Origin of the sequence: Pseudescherichia vulneris (assembly GCF_902164725.1) — a bacterium.
Lineage (GTDB): Bacteria > Pseudomonadota > Gammaproteobacteria > Enterobacterales > Enterobacteriaceae > Pseudescherichia > Pseudescherichia vulneris.
Genome location: NZ_LR607338.1, coordinates 914,103 through 932,006, shown reverse-complemented (window position 1 = coordinate 932,006; position 17,904 = coordinate 914,103). Strand labels below are relative to the sequence as shown.

Here is a 17,904-nt window from a genome sequence, read left to right as displayed (position 1 = left end):
GTTTAGATCGAATAGCAAACGGGCCAGCTAAAGGTAAAGCGTGCTCCGCCTAACTCACTGGCATCACACACCACCTCTCCGCCCATGGCCTGGGCGATAGAACGTACAATCGCCAATCCCAGACCGCAGCCGCCGGTGGCCCGGTCCCGGCTTGGGTCGAGCCGGACAAAAGGCTCAAATATGCGTTCCCTTGCCTCGGGCTCAATGCCAGGGCCATCGTCCTCAACGATCAGGCTGGCCCTTGCGCCGTCATGTCGGAGAGCAATTTGCACGGTGCTGTCGCTGTAGCGCAGGGCGTTGTTTACCAGGTTATCAAGCACGCGCTCCATCAGTCGCATATCCAGCGCGCCGTAGTCTACTTCGGAAGTAGCCGTCAGCGTCAGGGTGCGGGCAGGGTTGATGCTTGTCACATCATCCACATAGCTCGCTACCCAGCGGGGCAGATCCGGTTCAGAGAGGTGCAGCTCGTTTTGCGGACGATCGAGGCGGGCGTAGGTGAGCAGCTCCTCGATCAGCGCTTCAAGCTGGCCGATATCGCGGTTCAGCGCCAGCCGCTCGGCTTCCGTGAGGTTATCGCTCATCTCCAACCGGTAGCGTAGGCGTACCAGCGGGGTGCGTAGCTCGTGGGCAATCCCATCGATAAGCTGCTTCTTGCTGGCAATCAGGGCGTTAATATTATCTGCCATCTGGTTGAAGGCAACGCCGAGACGCTCAAAGCTCGAACCGCTGGCAAAGTGGATCCGTTCATTCAGGTGCCCGCTACCAAAACGTTGGGCGGCAGACTCCAGCCGCAGCATCTCCTGCCAGTGGGGGCGCATCCAGATAAAGACCGGGAAGGCGAGGGAGATAGCAATAAAGACCATCAGAATGATGTCAAACAGGCGCATCTCGTGCAGGAAGAAGAGATAGGGGATGGGGCCTACCGCCAGCACATAGTGGCTGCGGGGAATACGCTGGATAAACGTATACTCCTCATCGAGCGCCACAATGTCCCCCTCGCGTAGTCGCTGGGTAGTGGCCGCGCTGAGGTGAAACTTATTCAGCGGCTCGATGCGCATATCGAAAGAGAGATTAAGATCCATCTCCTTCAAGGTTTTGCTCCACTCGTGGGGCGGGATCTCCCGCAGCTCGCTGCGCATCAGGTAGAGAGAGCTTTTCATTAGGTCGTCCAGCGACTGTCTGCCTGCCCGTTCGGCGGTAAATTTGTACACCAGCCCGACCAGCATAGTCATCACCAGAAAGCAGACAAACAGCAGCAGGTAGAACTGGACGAAAAGCTTCTTCATTCGTTAGTTATCCCACGCGTGCGGGGCAAATAGGTAGCCTTTGTTACGCACGGTTTTGATCCGGTAAGGCTCGGTGGCGCTATCCAGCAGCTTTTTGCGCAGGCGCGAGATGGCAACGTCAACGCTGCGGTCCAATCCGTCATAGCTCACCCCGCGCAGGTTTTTCAGCAGCGCGTCGCGATCCATGATCTGTCCGGCGTGGGTTGCCAGCTCCCACAGTAGGTCAAAATCAGCGGTGGAGAGGGCGACCGGCTCGTTGGCGAGCAGCACCTGACGGTTAACGGGATCGATAGACAAGGTGCCAAAACGCAGCGCGTTGTGTGGCGTAAGTGACGCGGTGGCAATCGGACGGGCCGTCACGCTGCTCTGACGCAGGTGGAGGCGCAGACGCGCCAGCAGCACGGCGGGCGGCGTGGTTTTCAGAATATAGTCGCTGGCCCCCATCTCAAGAGAGAGGATATGGTTCATATCGCTATCAAGGGAGGTGAGCAGCACAATAGGGCCTTGCCACTGTCCACGCAGGTCCCGGCAGAGGGTCATGCCATCTTTACCTGGGAGCATGATATCCAGTAGCACCAGCTCAGGATTTTCACGCAGGATGGTCTCTTCGGCGCGATCGCCACGCGTCTCCAGCATAACGTCGATATCGTGCTTACCAAGGTAGGCAGCAATCAGGGCACCCACTTCCGGGTCGTCTTCCACAAAAACGATCTTGTTCATTGGTGATCATCGGGGGCAAAAGCGCCAACATACACCGCCTTGCCGGAAGCTTCCATTAATCTTTCATAAACGGGAACGGTTCCGTTATGCTGGGGGCTTAATGTGGAAAAGAGTCAGGGATAAATCATGGGGTTAGTGGTTAAAGCGGCGATTGGCGCGCTGGTGGTGTTGCTAATTAGCGTGCTCGCAAAAACAAAAAATTACTACATTGCCGGGCTGATCCCGCTATTTCCTACCTTCGCTCTGATCGCGCACTACATCGTCGCCTCTGAGCGCGGCATTGAGGCGCTGCGCACGACCATTGTGTTTGGCATGTGGGCAATTATCCCTTACTTCATCTACCTGCTGTCGCTCTGGTATTTCACCGCCGCTATGCGACTGCCGCTGGCGCTGGGTGCAGCCGTTCTCTGCTGGAGCCTCAGCGCCTGGCTGTTGATTTTCTGCTGGAGCCGCTTCCACTAGCGCAGCGGGCGACCCCCGTCGAGAGCAAAGTTGCGTCCGGTCACGAATCGGCTGGTCATCAGGTAGTCGATCAGATCGATCACCTCTTTCTCGCCGGGCGCGATCTTCATCAGTGACTTGTTGAGCGCCTTCTGCCGGTATTCAGCGTCATCCCCCTCGTTGAACAGGATCAGCGACGGGGCGATGGAGTTCACTTTTACCTCCGGAGCCAGCTTGCGGGCAAACGAGCGGGTCATATTATCCAGCGCCGCCTTACTGGCCGCATAGGCGATATGCTTGTCGCTGCCGCGCTCGACCACGTAATCGGTGAAGTGGATGATGTCACCGCCTGCGTGACCGTGGCCGCGCACCAGGCTTTCCAGGGCGTGATTCAGCAGATAGGGGGCATGAACGTGGATCTGCATCATCGCACAGAGCACCTCGGTAATCGGCGCTCCCGGCTTCTCCGGCACCCAGGCTCCGGCATTGTGGATAATGCCCCGCAGCCCGTGGGTACGGGATTTAACCTCCTCGGCAAAAGCGAGGATGCCCTCATCGTGACAAAAATCCGCCTTGATGCAGACCGCGCCCGCTTCCTGTAAAACCTCAATGGCCGGATAGAAGGTGCGATAGCTGACGATAACCGGCTGCTGCTGGTTAAGAAAATGGTGGGCGATGGCAAGGCCAATGCGGCGGCCGCCGCCGGTAATCAGAATCGGGCAGGGGTCGTTTCTTCCCATCGTTATCTCCTTGTTTTACAGCGTAGGGGCAGAATTACTGCCCCATCAGTATCCAGGTTGCCGGAAGCGCCGCGATCAACAGCAGCCCCATCAACACCTTTTCGTGACGTTGTAACAGATCGGGCTGCGGATGCGTGCGGCGTGCATAGAGAAAGACCAGCAGGCCTGGCGCATAGAGTACCACCGACAGCAGCAGATGCATTGGCCCGGAAGCATAAAGTAACCATAGGCCATAGATGCAGGCACCGATACCCGTAGCCTGATGCAGCGGACGCTGGGCGACTTTTAAGAGATAGGCACCCACCAGGAAATAGGGTACCAGAATCATCTCGGAGGCGATGGTTAAAAGTGTATTGTAGTCAGAACCTGTGAGCCAGATCAGAATCAGGCAGATCTGGACGCTGGCGTTGGTCAGCCACAGCGAGGCCGACGGGGCGTTATTCGCATTCTGCTTGGCAAAAATGCGCGGGAAGGCTTTGTACTTCGCCGCCAGCAGAGGCACCTCGGCCGCCATGATGGTCCAACTGAGGTAGGCTCCGCAAACAGAGACGATTAGCCCGGCAGCGATGATTACTTCGCCCCAGGAGCCCATCATATCCACCATCAATCCGGCCATAGAGGGATTGCGCATCTCCGCCAGCTGCGGACGGGGCACTACCCCCAGCGACAGCAGAGTGACAAACAGATAGACCGTCAGGGCGGCGATCACTGCCATTAGCGTCGCCCGGCCAACGTCCTGCTTATTGCGTGCCCTGGCGGATACCACCACTGCACCTTCAACGCCGATAAAGACCCACAGGGTAATGAGCATGGTATTTTTTACCTGCTCCCACACCGGCACGCCAAGCTCTACCCCGGTAAAGTCGAGGCTGAACCTGTCGGCGTTGAATGCCAGCCCGGCCAGCACCACAAACAGACCCAGTGGAACCAGCTTCGCCAGCGTGGCAGCGAGGTTAATGCTCGCCGCCGTCTGCACGCCGCGCAGCACTAGCCAGTGGACGATCCACAGCAGGCAGGAGGCTCCGACGATGGATTGCCAGGTATTGCCATCGCCGAACAGGCGCAGCGCTGGCGTATCGGTGAAGAAGCTCAGCGCCGAAAAGACAATCACCAGATAGGAGACGTTGGCGATCACCGCGCAGAGCCAGTAGCCCCAGGCAGAGCAGAAGCCAATCAGCTCGCCGAAGCCCTCTCGCGCATAGGTGAATATACCGCCGTCGAGATCGGGCCGCAGGCGGGTGAGCAGCAGCATGGCGAAGGCTAACAGCAGAATGCCGACCCCGGTAATGGCCCAGCCGATCATGAGCGCAGCGGGACTGGCGACGGCCGCCATATTTTGCGGCAGGCTGAAGACGCCCGCGCCCAGCATTGAACTTAAAACAAGCGCAGTCAGCGCGCTCAGGCCAAGTTTCTTTTCCATTGGCATCCTGTTAAAAAAACGACAAATCCAGAATAATTATTTCGCCGGAGCGCATAAATAGCGTGGATCATACTAAGGCGCGGGATTTTACGTAGTGGAAGATGCGCATGCAATAATGTATGGCAGAAATTTGCAGAAATGGGAGAAAAAGGCGGCAGAGGCCGCCTTTTGGAGAATTATCTGTAGAGGTCGGCGCTGATGGTGATGTTGTTACCACGCTCCTGCCACTGACGCGTAATGTGGTAATACTTCGCGCCTTTCTTCGCGGCGCGTTTCGCCACCTGGTAAGAGATCTCGGTCATGTTGCCGTAGTTACCGGTGAACTGAACGCTATCGAACGGCACCATTTGCGCTGCGGTGATTTTATTCACCTCTTCAATCTTAGTGCCATCCGGCAGGGTGACAGTGTAACGTCCACCTTTCGAGGACTGCGTTTCAAAGAAGCGGCCCACTTCGGTACTTGGTGCAGCGCTGGTGGCTACGCCTGGGATCTCCACTTTCTTCGCTTCTTCACCGCCTTTCGCCAGTGCAGCGCGGCCTGCTTCGGAGTCAGCCGGGATAGCATCCGGGCTTTGCAGAACGCGTTTTTTGGCATCGGCTTTATAGATGTAGGCGGTAATACGCTGGTTACCACCGTCGTTGGCGTCAACCTGGCGTACAATGTAGAACGAGGCCGCGCCTTTAGCTTTCGCCGCTTTGGTGATCGCGCTGTTCACTTCAGGCTGGCTACGGTAGAAACCCTGGACAGTAACGGTATCAAAAGGCTCAAGCTGGATAGCTTCGTCTTTAGGCAGTTCAGTCACGCCGTTAATAACCCGGTTCTGCGATGCCTCTGCTTTGGCAGCGTCTTTCTTATAGAGATCGGCCGTTACGCGCCAGTTGCCGCTGTTGCCTAAATCAGAGGTATCAACGACGAAGAAGGCATCTGCGCCTACTTTATCAGCACGGTTGGAGACGGCGGTGACAGCGTCACCAATAGCGTTAAAGCGGCCGGTGACCACGATACGGTCGTAAGGTTTTACCGCTTCCGCTTGCTCCGGCGTCAACTCGGTCGCGGCCTGCGCCGACAAGGCCGTTGCCGACAGGAGTGCGGATGCCAGGAGGGTGTTCTTAAGCTTCATAAAAATAGTCCTTCGCCTTGCGCAAACCAGATACTGGTATTAGAGATGTCTTGAAAACGTGGATGATTATTGCATTTTAATCTTGCAACTGTCTGCGAGATTTTTCATCACCTGTGCTACCGAGGGGATAGGTTGACATACTAAAACGCGATATGTTGAAAAAATAGACGCTTGACCAGTAAAAGCGGTTAAGCATATGACTTTTTTAAGTTAATGCCATGTTAAATTAGCGATTTACCCCGGCGAAAAATCACGTATTGCCGTCTCGTATAAGCGGAATATGGGGCCTGCGCTATTATTTAAAGTTAAATTGAGCTGTTTATACCCGTGCTGGCTCAATTTTACCTCATAAAACCTTCATTTCTTAATTGTTGCGGTAGATCACAGGCGTTATTTTCAGTAGGTTATAGAAAGTTTGTTACGGTTTTATTTTTGACATCTGTGAAGAAACTGACAAACCCTCATTCAAAACCGATGGAAGGGAAAACTATGCGTATTGGTATACCAAAAGAGCGGTTGGCCAATGAAACTCGCGTGGCGGCGACACCAAAAACGGTCGAGCAGCTGCTAAAACTGGGTTTCACCGTCGCAGTCGAAAGCGGCGCGGGCAAGCTGGCAAGCTTCGATGACGCTGCCTTTACCGAGGCGGGTGCCGAGGTTGTCGACGGTAATGCGATCTGGCAATCAGACATCATCCTCAAGGTGAATGCGCCCGGCGACGATGAAATTGCGTGCCTTAATCCGGGTACAACGCTGGTGAGCTTTATCTGGCCAGCACAAAACCCGCAGCTGCTAGAGAAGCTGGCCGCGCGTAACGTCACTGTTATGGCGATGGACTCCGTGCCGCGTATCTCCCGCGCCCAGTCCCTCGACGCGCTCAGCTCGATGGCCAACATTGCCGGTTACCGTGCCATTGTTGAGGCTGCCCACGAGTTCGGCCGCTTCTTTACCGGCCAGATCACCGCAGCAGGGAAAGTGCCGCCTGCCAAGGTGATGGTCATTGGCGCAGGCGTCGCTGGCCTTGCCGCCATTGGCGCAGCCAACAGCCTGGGTGCCATCGTGCGCGCCTTTGATACCCGCCCGGAAGTGAAAGAGCAGGTCCAGAGCATGGGCGCTGAGTTCCTTGAGCTGGATTTCAAAGAGGAAGCGGGCAGCGGGGACGGCTACGCCAAGGTGATGTCTGAGGCCTTCATCAAGGCTGAGATGGCGCTGTTTGCCGCCCAGGCAAAAGAGGTGGACATCATTGTGACCACCGCGCTGATCCCAGGCAAACCGGCTCCGACGCTGATCACCCGCGAAATGGTAGACTCCATGAATCCGGGCAGCGTGATTGTCGACCTGGCCGCGCAGAACGGCGGCAACTGCGAATACACCGTGCCCAATGAGGTATTCACGACCGCCAACGGCGTGAAGGTGATCGGTTATACCGATCTGCCGGGCCGCCTGCCGACGCAGTCCTCCCAGCTCTACGGTACCAACCTGGTTAATCTGCTGAAGCTGCTGTGCAAAGAGAAAGATGGCAACGTCACCGTTGATTTTGACGATGTGGTGGTGCGCGGCGTAACGGTGATCCGTGACGGCGAAACTACCTGGCCTGCGCCGCCAATTCAGGTTTCAGCCCAGCCGCAGGCGGCCGCGAAAGCTGCCCCTGTCCTTGAAGAGCCGAAGGCTCCCGCCTCACCGTGGCGCAAATACGCCCTGATGGCGCTGGTGATTATCCTCTTCGGCTGGCTGGCGGATGTGGCACCGAAGGAGTTCCTCGGTCACTTTACCGTGTTCGCACTGGCCTGCGTGGTAGGTTACTACGTGGTCTGGAACGTCTCCCATGCGCTGCATACCCCGCTGATGTCGGTCACGAACGCCATCTCGGGAATTATCGTGGTCGGTGCGCTGCTGCAGATTGGTCATGGCGGCTGGATAAGCTTCCTGAGCTTTATTGCCGTGCTGATCGCCAGTATCAATATTTTCGGTGGTTTCACCGTCACTCAGCGTATGCTGAAAATGTTCCGGAAGAACTAAGGGGTAGCACATGTCTGGAGGATTAGTTACAGCTGCATACATTGTTGCCGCGATCCTGTTTATTTTCAGCCTGGCCGGGCTGTCAAAGCATGAAACCTCTCAGCAGGGTAACCGCTTTGGCATCGCCGGGATGGCCATTGCGCTGATCGCCACCATCTTTGGGCCGGAGACCGGCAACGTCGCCTGGATCATCGTAGCCATGATTATCGGTGGCGCGATTGGTATTCATCTGGCGAAGAAAGTTGAGATGACCGAAATGCCGGAGCTGGTGGCAATCCTGCACAGCTTCGTGGGTCTGGCGGCGGTGCTGGTAGGCTTTAACAGCTACCTGTACCACGAGCCGGGCCTTGAGCCGATCCTGGTGAATATCCACCTGACGGAGGTGTTCCTCGGCATCTTTATCGGGGCGGTGACCTTTACCGGCTCCATTGTGGCATTCGGCAAGCTGCGCGGCAAAATCTCCTCTAAGCCGCTGATGCTGCCAAACCGTCACAAGATGAACCTTGCGGCGCTAGTGGTCTCCTTCCTGCTGCTGCTGGTGTTTGTCCGCACCGAAAGCGTGGGGCTCCAGGTGCTGGCGCTGCTGGTGATGACTATCATTGCGCTGGCGTTTGGCTGGCATTTGGTGGCGTCAATCGGCGGGGCAGACATGCCTGTGGTGGTATCGATGCTCAACTCCTACTCCGGTTGGGCAGCGGCGGCGGCGGGCTTTATGCTCAGCAACGACCTGCTGATCGTCACCGGTGCGCTGGTGGGCTCGTCCGGTGCGATCCTCTCCTACATCATGTGTAAGGCGATGAATCGGTCGTTTATCAGCGTGATCGCGGGCGGCTTCGGCACCGACGGCTCTTCAACCGGTGAGGACGAAGAGGTAGGCGAGCACCGTGAAATCAGCGCGGAAGAGACTGCCGATCTGCTGAAGAATTCACACTCGGTCATCATTACCCCAGGCTACGGCATGGCGGTCGCCCAGGCGCAGTATCCGGTGGCGGAGATCACGGAGCGGCTACGTGCCCGCGGCATCAAGGTGCGCTTTGGTATTCACCCGGTTGCCGGGCGTCTGCCGGGTCATATGAACGTGCTGCTGGCAGAAGCCAAAGTGCCTTACGACATCGTGCTGGAGATGGATGAGATCAACGATGATTTCTCCGATACCGATACGGTGCTGGTCATTGGCGCGAACGACACCGTGAACCCGGCGGCGCTGGACGATCCGCGTAGCCCGATTGCCGGGATGCCGGTTCTGGAAGTGTGGAAGGCACAGAACGTGATCGTGTTTAAGCGTTCGATGAACACCGGCTACGCTGGCGTACAGAACCCGCTGTTCTTTAAGGAGAACACCCAGATGCTGTTTGGCGATGCCAAGCAGAGCGTGGATGCGATCCTCAAAGCGTTGTAAGAGGCGCATAAAATAAAAAACCGCCGTAAAGGCGGTTTTTTTGTGACCTCAACGACTCAATCGTCTTCGTCGTCATCAATCTCAACCGGCGAGCGGTAGTCATCGGGCTTGATCACCAGCAGGTCGCAGCGCAGATGGTCAATGACCTGCTCGGCGGTATTGCCTAAAAACGCCGCGGAGAGGCCGGTACGACCCACCGTGCCCAGCACCACCACCCCAGCCTGCAGATGCTCGGTCAGCTCCGGGATCACCTCTTCAGGCAGGCCTTTTTCCACGTGGGTGAGCTTCTCAGAGATGCCAAACTTCTGGCGCAGGGCTTTCATCGCCAGCAGATGCTGACCGCGAATGGCGTCGTTGTAGACGGTAGGGTCAAACTCCGGCAGTTCGATGGCAATATTGATCGGAGTGACTGGGTAGGCACCAATCAGATGCACTTCTGTATGGTTCACCTGCTCGGCGAGCTGGATGGTTTCCCGCACCAGCTTCTCATTGAGCGCGTTATGGTACGGCTCTTCGCTCGCGAGGTTCACCGCCACCAGCGCTTTGCCGCCTTCGGGCCACGGCTGGTCTTTCACCATCCACACCGGGCAAGGGCACTTACGCAGCAGATGCCAGTCGGTAGGGGTAAAGATCACCGACTCCAGCTTGTCGTGCTGGTGGGCCATCTTCAACACCAGGTCATGATGCCCGGTTAACACTTCCTGAATAATGGCTTCGAAAGGACGGTTATGCCAGATCACCTTGATATCAATCGGCACCCCGGCATCGATGTAATATTTTGCCTGCTCGCGGATCCAGGCGGTCCGCTGGCTGATGACGCCCTGACGCATGGCGGTACGCTCGTCGGGCGACAGAAGGGTGGTCATCTCATATGAGAAGTCATAGATCGGCAGGAAGGCTTTGATGCGGCCGCCAATTTTCTGATGCAAATATACAGCACGCCGTAGCGCTGGCTGGTCATCCTGATTGGGATCGATGGCAACCAGCATATTTTGATACATGGCCATACAGGGTCTCCTTACATCTGTCACCGCAGTCTGTAATTAAAAGAGTAACCTATATGTGGAGAATGAAACAGAGGCTAGCCTTTGCCAGATCAACAAATCGGACTATTTTGTTGTCTGGCAAGAGGTGAGTACTGGCGTGAGCGTCAGGCGACGTTGCGCGCGTGGCCAGCAAGCTCGGCGAGAATATCGCCGTTTTCGATAGTAATGTACTTACCTTTCACTGCCAGCATGCCGCTCTTCTGGAAACGGCCCAGTAGACGGCTGATGGTTTCTACCGTGAGGCCCAGGTAGTTGCCAATATCGCCACGGGTCATGGTCAGACGGAACTCACGGGGTGAGAAACCGCGCTGGGCAAAGCGGCGGGAGAGGTTATAGATAAAGGCAGCCAGGCGCTCTTCCGCATTCTTTTTCGACAGCAGCAGGATCATATCCTGGTCGCCTTTGATCTCGCCGCTCATCAGACGCATCATCTGCTGACGCAGATTGGGCATCTTGCCGGAGAGATCGTCCAGCGTCTCAAACGGAATTTCGCAGACCATTGAGGTCTCCAGCGCCTGAGCAAAGCTCGGGTGGTGGCCGGTACCGATAGCGTCAAAGCCCACCAGATCGCCTGCCAGATGAAAACCGGTGATCTGCTCATCACCCTGTTCGGTGATGGTATAGCTCTTAATGGTACCGGAGCGGATCGCATAAAGGGACTTCAGTTCGTCGCCCGCTTTAAACAGCGTTTGGCCTTTCTGAATCGGCTTTTTGCGCTCGATGATGTTATCAAGCTGGTCCAGCTCGTGTTCATTGAGGGTGAACGGGATACAAAGCTGGCTGATGCTGCAATCCTGGCAATGGATAGCACAACCGCCAGACTGAATGCGTCGTATAATTCGCTTTTCCGGGATCATAGGTCTGCTCAGGCCGTAATTGATATTGGTCAATTTTAACATCTTTTTGCTGAGCACGTAAGCCTGCTTAATCCCCAAACAGCGATTATTGGAACCTTTGAAAAATCAATAAGTTTAACTTATTGAAATTCCTTATGTTGATTAGGGGTTTATTGATTTTAGGCGCGTAAAAAGGCACAAAAAGTCCCCTTTTTCTACAGTAAAAGATAGCCCTCATGACGCAAAAGCCACTCTTTACGCTGGACGCCGCCAGCGTATCCGGTCAGAGTGCCGTTGCGACCGATTACCCGGTGGCAGGGAACAACAATGCTAACGGGATTAGAACCATTCGCCGCGCCCACCGCTCGCGCTGCGCCAGCGCGTCCCAGCAGCTCGGCCAGCTGGCCGTAGTGGATGACCTGGCCGCAGGGGATCTCGCGTAGCGCTTTCCACACCGCCCGTTGAAATGGCGTGCCAGCGGTTTCGGTGGGCAGATCGTCAATTACACTAAGATGACCGGCAAAGTAGTCGTGAAGTTTGTCGCTTAGCCCGCCGGGATTGCTGGCCGCGACGCGGCGATAGCCTGGCTTACGGTAGTGGACATTGAGCAGCAGCTCCATGCGGTCGGCGTGCTCCTCCCACTCAACGGCGCGCAGGCGGTACTGTTCGTCACAGATCACCCAAAGCGGGCCGAGGGGCGTGTCGATTTTGTCTTCCAGCAGGATTAACATAGCGAGATCCTAAATTGGCGAGAAAGCAATATAGGATATTATCTTACCGATTTTGACGTAAAAAAATAGAGCCTGTCGACATCCGCCAGACTCTACAGTACACACAGCAGTGCATCCTTACATTATTTTAACGCAACCACTCCTTGGGCGGGTTTATTTTAGTATAGACATCTTTAATACTAATACCAGTAAAGTTTGGTAATGAGTTTATCAACGGTTTAAGTTAAATCATTTTGTTTACTGTAATAGGGGTATTAGTTAAGTGGCAGTGAATGTACTTATACTTGAGTACGCTCGCCAGACGGTGTGCCTTATCAGGAACATGCTAGAAATTAAACAACAGCGTTGTGACCGGTCTCGCGGGTGGCTATAGTAGCGCCTGAGCTGTCAAACGTTGCACGAGGAGTGACCATGAACCTTGACGACAAATCGCTATTTCTTGACGCCATGGAGGATGTCCAACCCCTTAAACGCTGCGCCGACGTACAGTGGCATCCCAGCCGCAACACGCGCACGCCGCCGCGTATTGATCTGTTACAGCAGGACAATTTCCTGACAACCGATTTTCTGGATGTGCTGCCGCTGGCAACGCCGCTGGAGTTTCGCCGTGAGGGGCTGCAAAGCGGCGTCATTGATAAGTTGCGTCTCGGTAAGTACAGCCAGCAGGCCAGCCTTAACCTGCTAAAGCAGCCGATTGAGCAGTGTCGGCAGATGCTATTCAGCTTCCTGCATCAGGCCAGACAGGATAACCTGCGTAACTTACTTATTATTCATGGTAAAGGGCGGGAAGATAAGTCGCACGCTAATATTGTGCGTAGTTATCTTTTTCGCTGGCTACCGGAATTTGACGACGTGCAGGCATTTTGTCAGGCGCTGCCACATCATGGCGGAAGCGGAGCCTGTTATATTGCGCTGCGTAAATCCGAGCAGGCAAAACAGGATAATTGGGAGCGCCATGCTAAGCGCAGTCGTTAAGCGCCGGGAATAATAATGTAGATATTTTTACTTTTATTTACGCGTAGCTTAAAGGTCACTGTTGTATTAATTACGCAGCGTTATTAGGGGAAGTGTATTATATATGCCGGATAGTGGGCGAAGATGGGTGAAGCCAGGAACAAGAGGAAAACTGCCCGCTTCAGCGTGAAGCGGGCAGGGGCGAGTTAGCGTTTCGCTTCGGTGTTAGGCTGGGCAGAGCGTGACAGGAACTGCTGAGTCACGTCCGGCAGGTGGGTCTGACACCAGTCAGCCATCGCAATCTCCTGCTCACGGATCTGTTTGAAAACAGCCGCGCCTTCATGGTCACCGGCCATCTCGGCTGCGCTAATCAGTGAGGTGTAGCAGGCAATTTCGAAATGCTCGAAGACGTAGCCGCTGATTGCGCCTTTGACCACTTCGTCAGGCGTCATCATACCGCCGATGGCCTGGCCCATCGCGGACAGTTTACCCATCGCATCTTTCAGGGTTGAGGTAGAGATGTTATTGCGGGCAAGCACCTGATCGACCAGCTTCTGCTGCTGACGGGTCTCTTCGATATGCTGTACGATGCGCGCACGCAGATCCGGGTAGTGCTCAAGACGGTCTGCCATTTTTTCCAGCATGGACTCGGCCTGTTTCTCCATCGCATGAGCGTCGCGTAACCAATCATGGTAGTGTTCAGTGTAGTTAGTCGCCATCGTTAATCACTCCTCGTAAGATCCAATTATTTATTGCACTCTTCTTTGGGTTTAACAGAGCACTTACGCTCTGAAGTATAGAAGCCTTGGTTGAATTCGTCAGACGTGCCACTGCTTTTTGCCGTCACGGAAGCGTGACAGCGCGTCGGCAGCGCAGATCAGCGAGAGATGGCTCAGCCCTTGCGGGACATTGCCGCGCCACTCGCCGGTGCGCACGTCAAACATTTCGTTAAAGTTCTCGACGTTACCCTGGTCACACAGGTTGCCAAGGATCGTTTCCATGTACTCAGACGCTTTTTGCGTATCGTCCAGGCGCGCCCATGCCTCTACCAACCAGAACGAGCAGGCCACAAAGGTGCTCTCCTCTTTCTCTACTTCGCTGTAGCGATAGAGCATCGGCGAATTGTGGCCCAACTCCGCGTAAATGGCGTCATAGGTGGATTTCATGCGCGCTGGGTTAATTTTCTTGCCGTAGTACCACGTAAGGCACATAGCGGCATCCAGATGGTCGCTACCGGCGTAGAAGGAGTAAGCCTGTTTCTTTTCAGACCAGCAGTGCTCTTCAATCCAGGCGCTTACCCGATCCCGTTCACGTGTCCAGCGGTTGACCCAGGTTTTTTCAATATGACCGTCTTCTGCCAATCGTACGGCGATGTCCAGGGTCACCCAGCAGGCCATTTTGGAGTGGGTATAGTGACGCCGTTCGGGCAGCTCCCAGATACCACAGTCATCCTGGCGCCAGGTATCCGCGCACTCGTTAGCCAAAGAAGCCAGCAGGCGGGCGGTAGTGAGATCCAGCACGTGACCGGCATGAACGAACAGCAGGGCAGTATCCAGCATGTCGCCAAACATGCTGAGCTGCTGCTGGCTCTGGGCGTTATTGCCCACGCGTACCGGCTTCGACCCTTTGTAACCTTCCAGGGGAAGATAGGTCTCATTCGGTACAACGTCGCCGTCCAGGGTATAGCAGGCCCGCAGCTTGCCTTCATGACGCACGATAGTGTGGGTCAGCCAGGAGAAGGCCGCCTTACACTCTTCGAGCGCGCCGATAAACGCAAAGGCGCGAATGATCAGGCAGGCGTCGCGGATCCAGGCGTAGCGGTAGTCGTAATTCTTTTCGCCGCCGATGCCCTCCGGTAGGGAGGTGGTTGGGGCAGCAGCCAGTGCACCGGTCGGGGAGTAGAGCAGGAACTTAAGCGCCAGCGCAGAGCGAACAACGTGCTTCTTGTGCACACCTTCATAGCTAAGGTGTTCCGCCCATGAGGCCCAGTTTTTATCGCTAACGTCGATCCGCTCGTCGATTTTTTCCAGCGGCGGCACGGCCAGCGGCTCGTTATCGCTCACCAACAGGGCCACCAGCGAACGCGAGCCCGCTTTTGTGGTAAACACGCCTTCAATCGCCTGATCGTCAACGCAGGTGATTTCAATGTCGGAGGTGGTACGCAGCATCGCCATCAGATCGCCAATGTGAACAATCTGGCCTTTGGCGGAGTCACCTATCCATGAGGAGCGGGTACAGGCGGCGGTACCAGGGACAAAGACCAGCCTCATCTCCACTTCGCCCTCCAGCCCCTCAACGCGCCGGGCCAGCTCACACCAGGGCAAACGGCCTGCGTTGTTACTGTTAAGGGACTCGGTGAATCGCACTTTACCCGTGCTGGTGGTGTAACAGGTTTCCAGCACGTTGCTGTTTTCCCGGTACTGCCGCTCCATGCAGTAGTCTTCGACCGGTTCGATCTGAAAATAACCACCAAATTTGGCATCCAGAATACGATCGAACAGCGGCGGCGAATCCATATTAGGGGCGCACCACCAGTCGATAGCACCATCTGGGGCTATCAGCGCCACCGAGCGACCATCGCCAATGGCTGCATAGTCGCCAAGGCCAGCATAGCCGTCGACACGCTCGGTTCGGGATAAAGACTGATTCTTCATTAATGCTTATCCTGCAAAAATCGACAAGGCAGGCGCGGCCTGCCCAAGTGTTACACCGTGCCGGTACCGCCGTCTGAGCACCATACCTGGCCGGACGAGAAGGAACTTTCGTCAGAGGCAAAAAGAACATACAGCGGGGCGATCTCAACCGGCTGGCCTGGACGGGCGAGCGGGGCAGTTTCACCGAAGGCTTTTACTTTTTCCTGCGGCTGTCCGCCACACACCTGCAGCGGCGTCCAGTATGGACCCGGCGCAACGGCGTTTACGCGAATGCCTTTCGGACCGAGCTGCTTAGCCAGCGCTTTGGTAAACGCGACGTTACAGGCCTTGGTCTGCGCATAGTCCAGCAGGATATCGCTCGGCTGGAAGGCCTGCACAGAGGAAGTGTTAATAATAACTGCGCCCTCTTTCAGATGCGGCACGGCTGCCTTGGTGATCCAGAATGGGGCATAGACGTTGGTTTTGAAGGTTTCATCAAACGCTTCGGTGGTCAGCGTCTCAATAGATTCGCAGAACTGTTGATGACCGGCGTTGTTGACCAGAATGTCCAGGCCGCCGAGCTTGTTAATAGCTTCAACCACCAGCTGCTGGCAGAATGTTTCTGAGCGAATGTCGCCTGGCAGCGCCACGGCGTTACGACCTTCCGCCTTAATTAAGGCAATCACCGCTTCTGCATCAGATTCTTCTTCCGGCAGATAGTTAATCGCCACATCTGCGCCTTCGCGGGCATAGGCAATAGCTACTGCGCGACCGATACCGGAGTCACCGCCGGTAATCAGCGCTTTTTTACCTGCCAGACGACCCGAACCGGTATAGCTGGTTTCACCATGATCGGGGATCGGCTTCATTTCTGACGCAAGCCCCGGCACTTTCTGCGTTTGCTCTACAAAAGGAGGGCGTGGATAGTGAGGGAGGTTGTTATCTTGTGTCGTCATAATAATCCGTCTCGTTGAATGAACCAGTAATAAACGTAGTCAGCAATATGCCGATCCGCTATTTTTTTAAAATTTATGCTGATACTTTAAAAACTTTACCTAAAGGTTATTACGGCGTTGAAATTATGCTAGCTGCTTAAATTGTAAACTTTTTAGGTAATTCTCTGAAATTCAGGAATGTCTGTGCTAAATAAAAAGGGGAAAAGTGCAAATCATACGAAAGTACTGTTAACGTTTTGCAAGAAAGCGTTCAGAATGCTCCTGGTTACACGATTAAGGGCTATTATTCTTGTGGCCGGCTTGTGTCTGCCTAACGGTAGGCTAAACTGAAAATTCTGCAGGTGAGTTTAAGATGAATCTTAAGCCACGCTAACAAGATTGGCTGCAAAGGTTAAATATTGCATCACGTTTATAAGGAGATTTAGGATGAGCAAAGAGCCCGTATTACCTGCGTTTCCTGTCGTAGGCTGGCAGGTCGGACCGGAAGAGGATCATAACGGTGTTGTCATGAGATTTGGTTTCAGCACCTCTCCGTATACAGCAGGGGCCAGCACCTTTGATTCACAGTTTTTCCACCTGTCGCCGGAAATGGTACAAAGTCTGATTTACGATCTGCAGCTCAGTCTGCGCCAGTGTGAAACGCCTGTCGCGGAAAAAGTTGCCTGAGCCCTTACCCCGTTGTAACCGCAGTAGCGTCTCTTTCTCTAGCTGCTGCGGAAATCCCTGCCTGACTATCACGACACGTTAACAAAAAACGTTGCGGTTGCGTTTTCATTGCTAATCTTGTTTTAACGCGGTCGCTAAGAGTGGTGATAGAGGCATCTATGAATTTCGTCTATTTTAAGGCTGAATATCCTGGATATGAGGGATCTCATTCAGTTAATCTGGTTTTAAAAGCGCTTACGCTGTTTCGTGATGGCGAAATTATTGCTGACGTGGGTGATTTAAAAATAACCAGTGTGCCGTTTTATTTTTTTACCACCGCCTCCACTGGTTTTCGCAAAATTGAATATACCGTTAAAGCGCCGCCCATGCGCAGAATAAGTTACTCATGCGGTTATTTGCCGAGTGGGAAGTATATCGTTGATACCCCCGAGGGCGAGATACAGCTTGTGTTTAATGCCCTGACAGGGCTATGGCAACAGGAGAGACAGGGTGCCGGCACGATAGATAACCGTCAGTTTATCGCCCTGGGTTATGTCCTTGTACGTCCTGCCCGCGGTGCAAGCCAAAAACGTCCTTTGTAGCGGGAATAGATTCTGTTACCCGGTTCCTGAATCGTTGACTAAACTTCAGGTGAGGTAATAACAGGAGAACATGATGACGGACAACTACGCTTCCCCCTTAAAAGCAGAAGAGACCAAACCGGTTAAAGATAACCCCGCTAAGCAGGGTGAACTCCCCCGCAAGCGTGATGACAGCCAGGACGATCAAAAGGATCCGTTCCAGGCCAGCTAGCGCTACGCCAGAAACCTGCCCTAAGCCCTTTCGCTGCTGCTGTGATCGCCGTCCGTATTCGCGATTAACGGGCAGCGAAATCGGCTGGTTATATTACGCTTAACTCAGAAAACCAACAAAAAGATGATGGCCTTGCTCTCCCTG

Annotated in this window: 18 protein-coding genes; 7 read left to right on the top strand and 11 right to left on the bottom strand. The window is 54.7% G+C overall.

Going from position 1 to position 17,904, the window contains the following annotated elements; all coding sequences use genetic code 11:
• Positions 1-2: 2 nt before the first annotated feature.
• Both rstB and rstA read right to left on the bottom strand, forming a co-directional pair.
• Positions 3-1,286, bottom strand: coding sequence for a two-component system sensor histidine kinase RstB (rstB, locus tag FN633_RS03740; protein WP_154056794.1), 1,284 nt, complete (start codon positions 1,284-1,286; stop codon positions 3-5).
• Positions 1,287-1,289: 3 nt separating this feature from the next.
• Entirely contained in the window at positions 1,290-2,006 is a 717-nt protein-coding gene (gene rstA / locus FN633_RS03735) for a two-component system response regulator RstA (protein WP_154056793.1), read from the bottom strand.
• Positions 2,007-2,132: 126 nt separating this feature from the next.
• Between rstA and FN633_RS03730 the strand changes: the two genes are divergently transcribed.
• Positions 2,133-2,468 (top strand): GlpM family protein, encoded by a 336-nt coding sequence (locus tag FN633_RS03730; RefSeq protein WP_154056792.1) that lies wholly within the window; start codon positions 2,133-2,135, stop codon positions 2,466-2,468.
• On the opposite strand, the gene folM is transcribed toward FN633_RS03730, so the two are convergent.
• From folM to ydgH, 3 genes are all read right to left on the bottom strand, one after another.
• Entirely contained in the window at positions 2,465-3,187 is a 723-nt protein-coding gene (gene folM / locus FN633_RS03725) for a dihydromonapterin reductase (protein WP_042393678.1), read from the bottom strand. The two genes, FN633_RS03730 and folM, sit on opposite strands and share 4 nt — an antisense overlap.
• Positions 3,188-3,221: 34 nt before the next feature.
• Positions 3,222-4,607, bottom strand: a complete 1,386-nt coding sequence (locus FN633_RS03720) for an amino acid permease (RefSeq protein ID WP_154056791.1) — start codon at positions 4,605-4,607, stop codon at positions 3,222-3,224.
• Between the two features lie 176 nt (positions 4,608-4,783).
• The gene (gene ydgH / locus FN633_RS03715; protein ID WP_154056790.1) at positions 4,784-5,728 is read right to left on the bottom strand and encodes a DUF1471 family protein YdgH; all 945 of its coding nucleotides are present in this window, start codon (positions 5,726-5,728) and stop codon (positions 4,784-4,786) included.
• A gap of 489 nt (positions 5,729-6,217) precedes the next feature.
• On the opposite strand from ydgH, the gene pntA reads away from it, so the two are divergent.
• Together pntA and pntB are read left to right on the top strand one after the other, a co-directional pair.
• Complete coding sequence (gene pntA, locus FN633_RS03710; protein WP_208673951.1) at positions 6,218-7,747, top strand: Re/Si-specific NAD(P)(+) transhydrogenase subunit alpha; 1,530 nt, start codon at positions 6,218-6,220, stop codon at positions 7,745-7,747.
• A 10-nt stretch (positions 7,748-7,757) separates the two neighbouring features.
• Positions 7,758-9,146: a Re/Si-specific NAD(P)(+) transhydrogenase subunit beta gene (pntB, locus tag FN633_RS03705; protein ID WP_154056788.1), complete on the top strand. Its 1,389-nt coding sequence runs from the start codon at positions 7,758-7,760 to the stop codon at positions 9,144-9,146.
• Positions 9,147-9,202: 56 nt separating this feature from the next.
• On the opposite strand, the gene uspE is transcribed toward pntB, so the two are convergent.
• From uspE to ogt, 3 genes are all read right to left on the bottom strand, one after another.
• A complete protein-coding gene (gene uspE / locus FN633_RS03700; RefSeq protein WP_154056787.1) occupies positions 9,203-10,153 on the bottom strand; it encodes a universal stress protein UspE in 951 nt (316 codons plus the stop codon).
• Between the two features lie 143 nt (positions 10,154-10,296).
• Positions 10,297-11,049, bottom strand: coding sequence for a fumarate/nitrate reduction transcriptional regulator Fnr (gene fnr / locus FN633_RS03695; protein ID WP_131406021.1), 753 nt, complete (start codon positions 11,047-11,049; stop codon positions 10,297-10,299).
• Positions 11,050-11,243: 194 nt separating this feature from the next.
• Positions 11,244-11,759, bottom strand: coding sequence for a methylated-DNA--[protein]-cysteine S-methyltransferase (gene ogt, locus FN633_RS03690; RefSeq protein WP_154056786.1), 516 nt, complete (start codon positions 11,757-11,759; stop codon positions 11,244-11,246).
• A 411-nt stretch (positions 11,760-12,170) separates the two neighbouring features.
• On the opposite strand from ogt, the gene smrA reads away from it, so the two are divergent.
• On the top strand, positions 12,171-12,734 hold the full coding sequence (smrA, locus tag FN633_RS03685; RefSeq protein ID WP_154056785.1) for a DNA endonuclease SmrA: 564 nt from the start codon (positions 12,171-12,173) through the stop codon (positions 12,732-12,734).
• A 185-nt stretch (positions 12,735-12,919) separates the two neighbouring features.
• Here the strand turns inward: smrA and FN633_RS03680 are convergent, their stop codons facing one another.
• From FN633_RS03680 to FN633_RS03670, 3 genes are all read right to left on the bottom strand, one after another.
• On the bottom strand, positions 12,920-13,432 hold the full coding sequence (locus tag FN633_RS03680) for a ferritin-like domain-containing protein (protein ID WP_154056784.1): 513 nt from the start codon (positions 13,430-13,432) through the stop codon (positions 12,920-12,922).
• A gap of 99 nt (positions 13,433-13,531) precedes the next feature.
• Complete coding sequence (locus tag FN633_RS03675) at positions 13,532-15,367, bottom strand: glycoside hydrolase family 15 protein (RefSeq protein WP_154056783.1); 1,836 nt, start codon at positions 15,365-15,367, stop codon at positions 13,532-13,534.
• Positions 15,368-15,417: 50 nt separating this feature from the next.
• Positions 15,418-16,302, bottom strand: coding sequence for an SDR family oxidoreductase (locus FN633_RS03670; RefSeq protein ID WP_042393648.1), 885 nt, complete (start codon positions 16,300-16,302; stop codon positions 15,418-15,420).
• Positions 16,303-16,728: 426 nt separating this feature from the next.
• Here FN633_RS03670 and FN633_RS03665 point away from each other — a divergent pair, with 426 nt between their 5' ends.
• The 3 genes from FN633_RS03665 (at position 16,729) to FN633_RS18365 (ending at position 17,760) form a co-directional block, all read left to right on the top strand.
• Positions 16,729-16,968 (top strand): hypothetical protein, encoded by a 240-nt coding sequence (locus tag FN633_RS03665; RefSeq protein ID WP_154056782.1) that lies wholly within the window; start codon positions 16,729-16,731, stop codon positions 16,966-16,968.
• A gap of 158 nt (positions 16,969-17,126) precedes the next feature.
• Positions 17,127-17,549, top strand: coding sequence for a hypothetical protein (locus tag FN633_RS03660; RefSeq protein ID WP_154056781.1), 423 nt, complete (start codon positions 17,127-17,129; stop codon positions 17,547-17,549).
• 73 nt (positions 17,550-17,622) lie between these two features.
• Positions 17,623-17,760, top strand: coding sequence for a hypothetical protein (locus FN633_RS18365; protein ID WP_165570671.1), 138 nt, complete (start codon positions 17,623-17,625; stop codon positions 17,758-17,760).
• Positions 17,761-17,904: the final 144 nt, after the last annotated feature.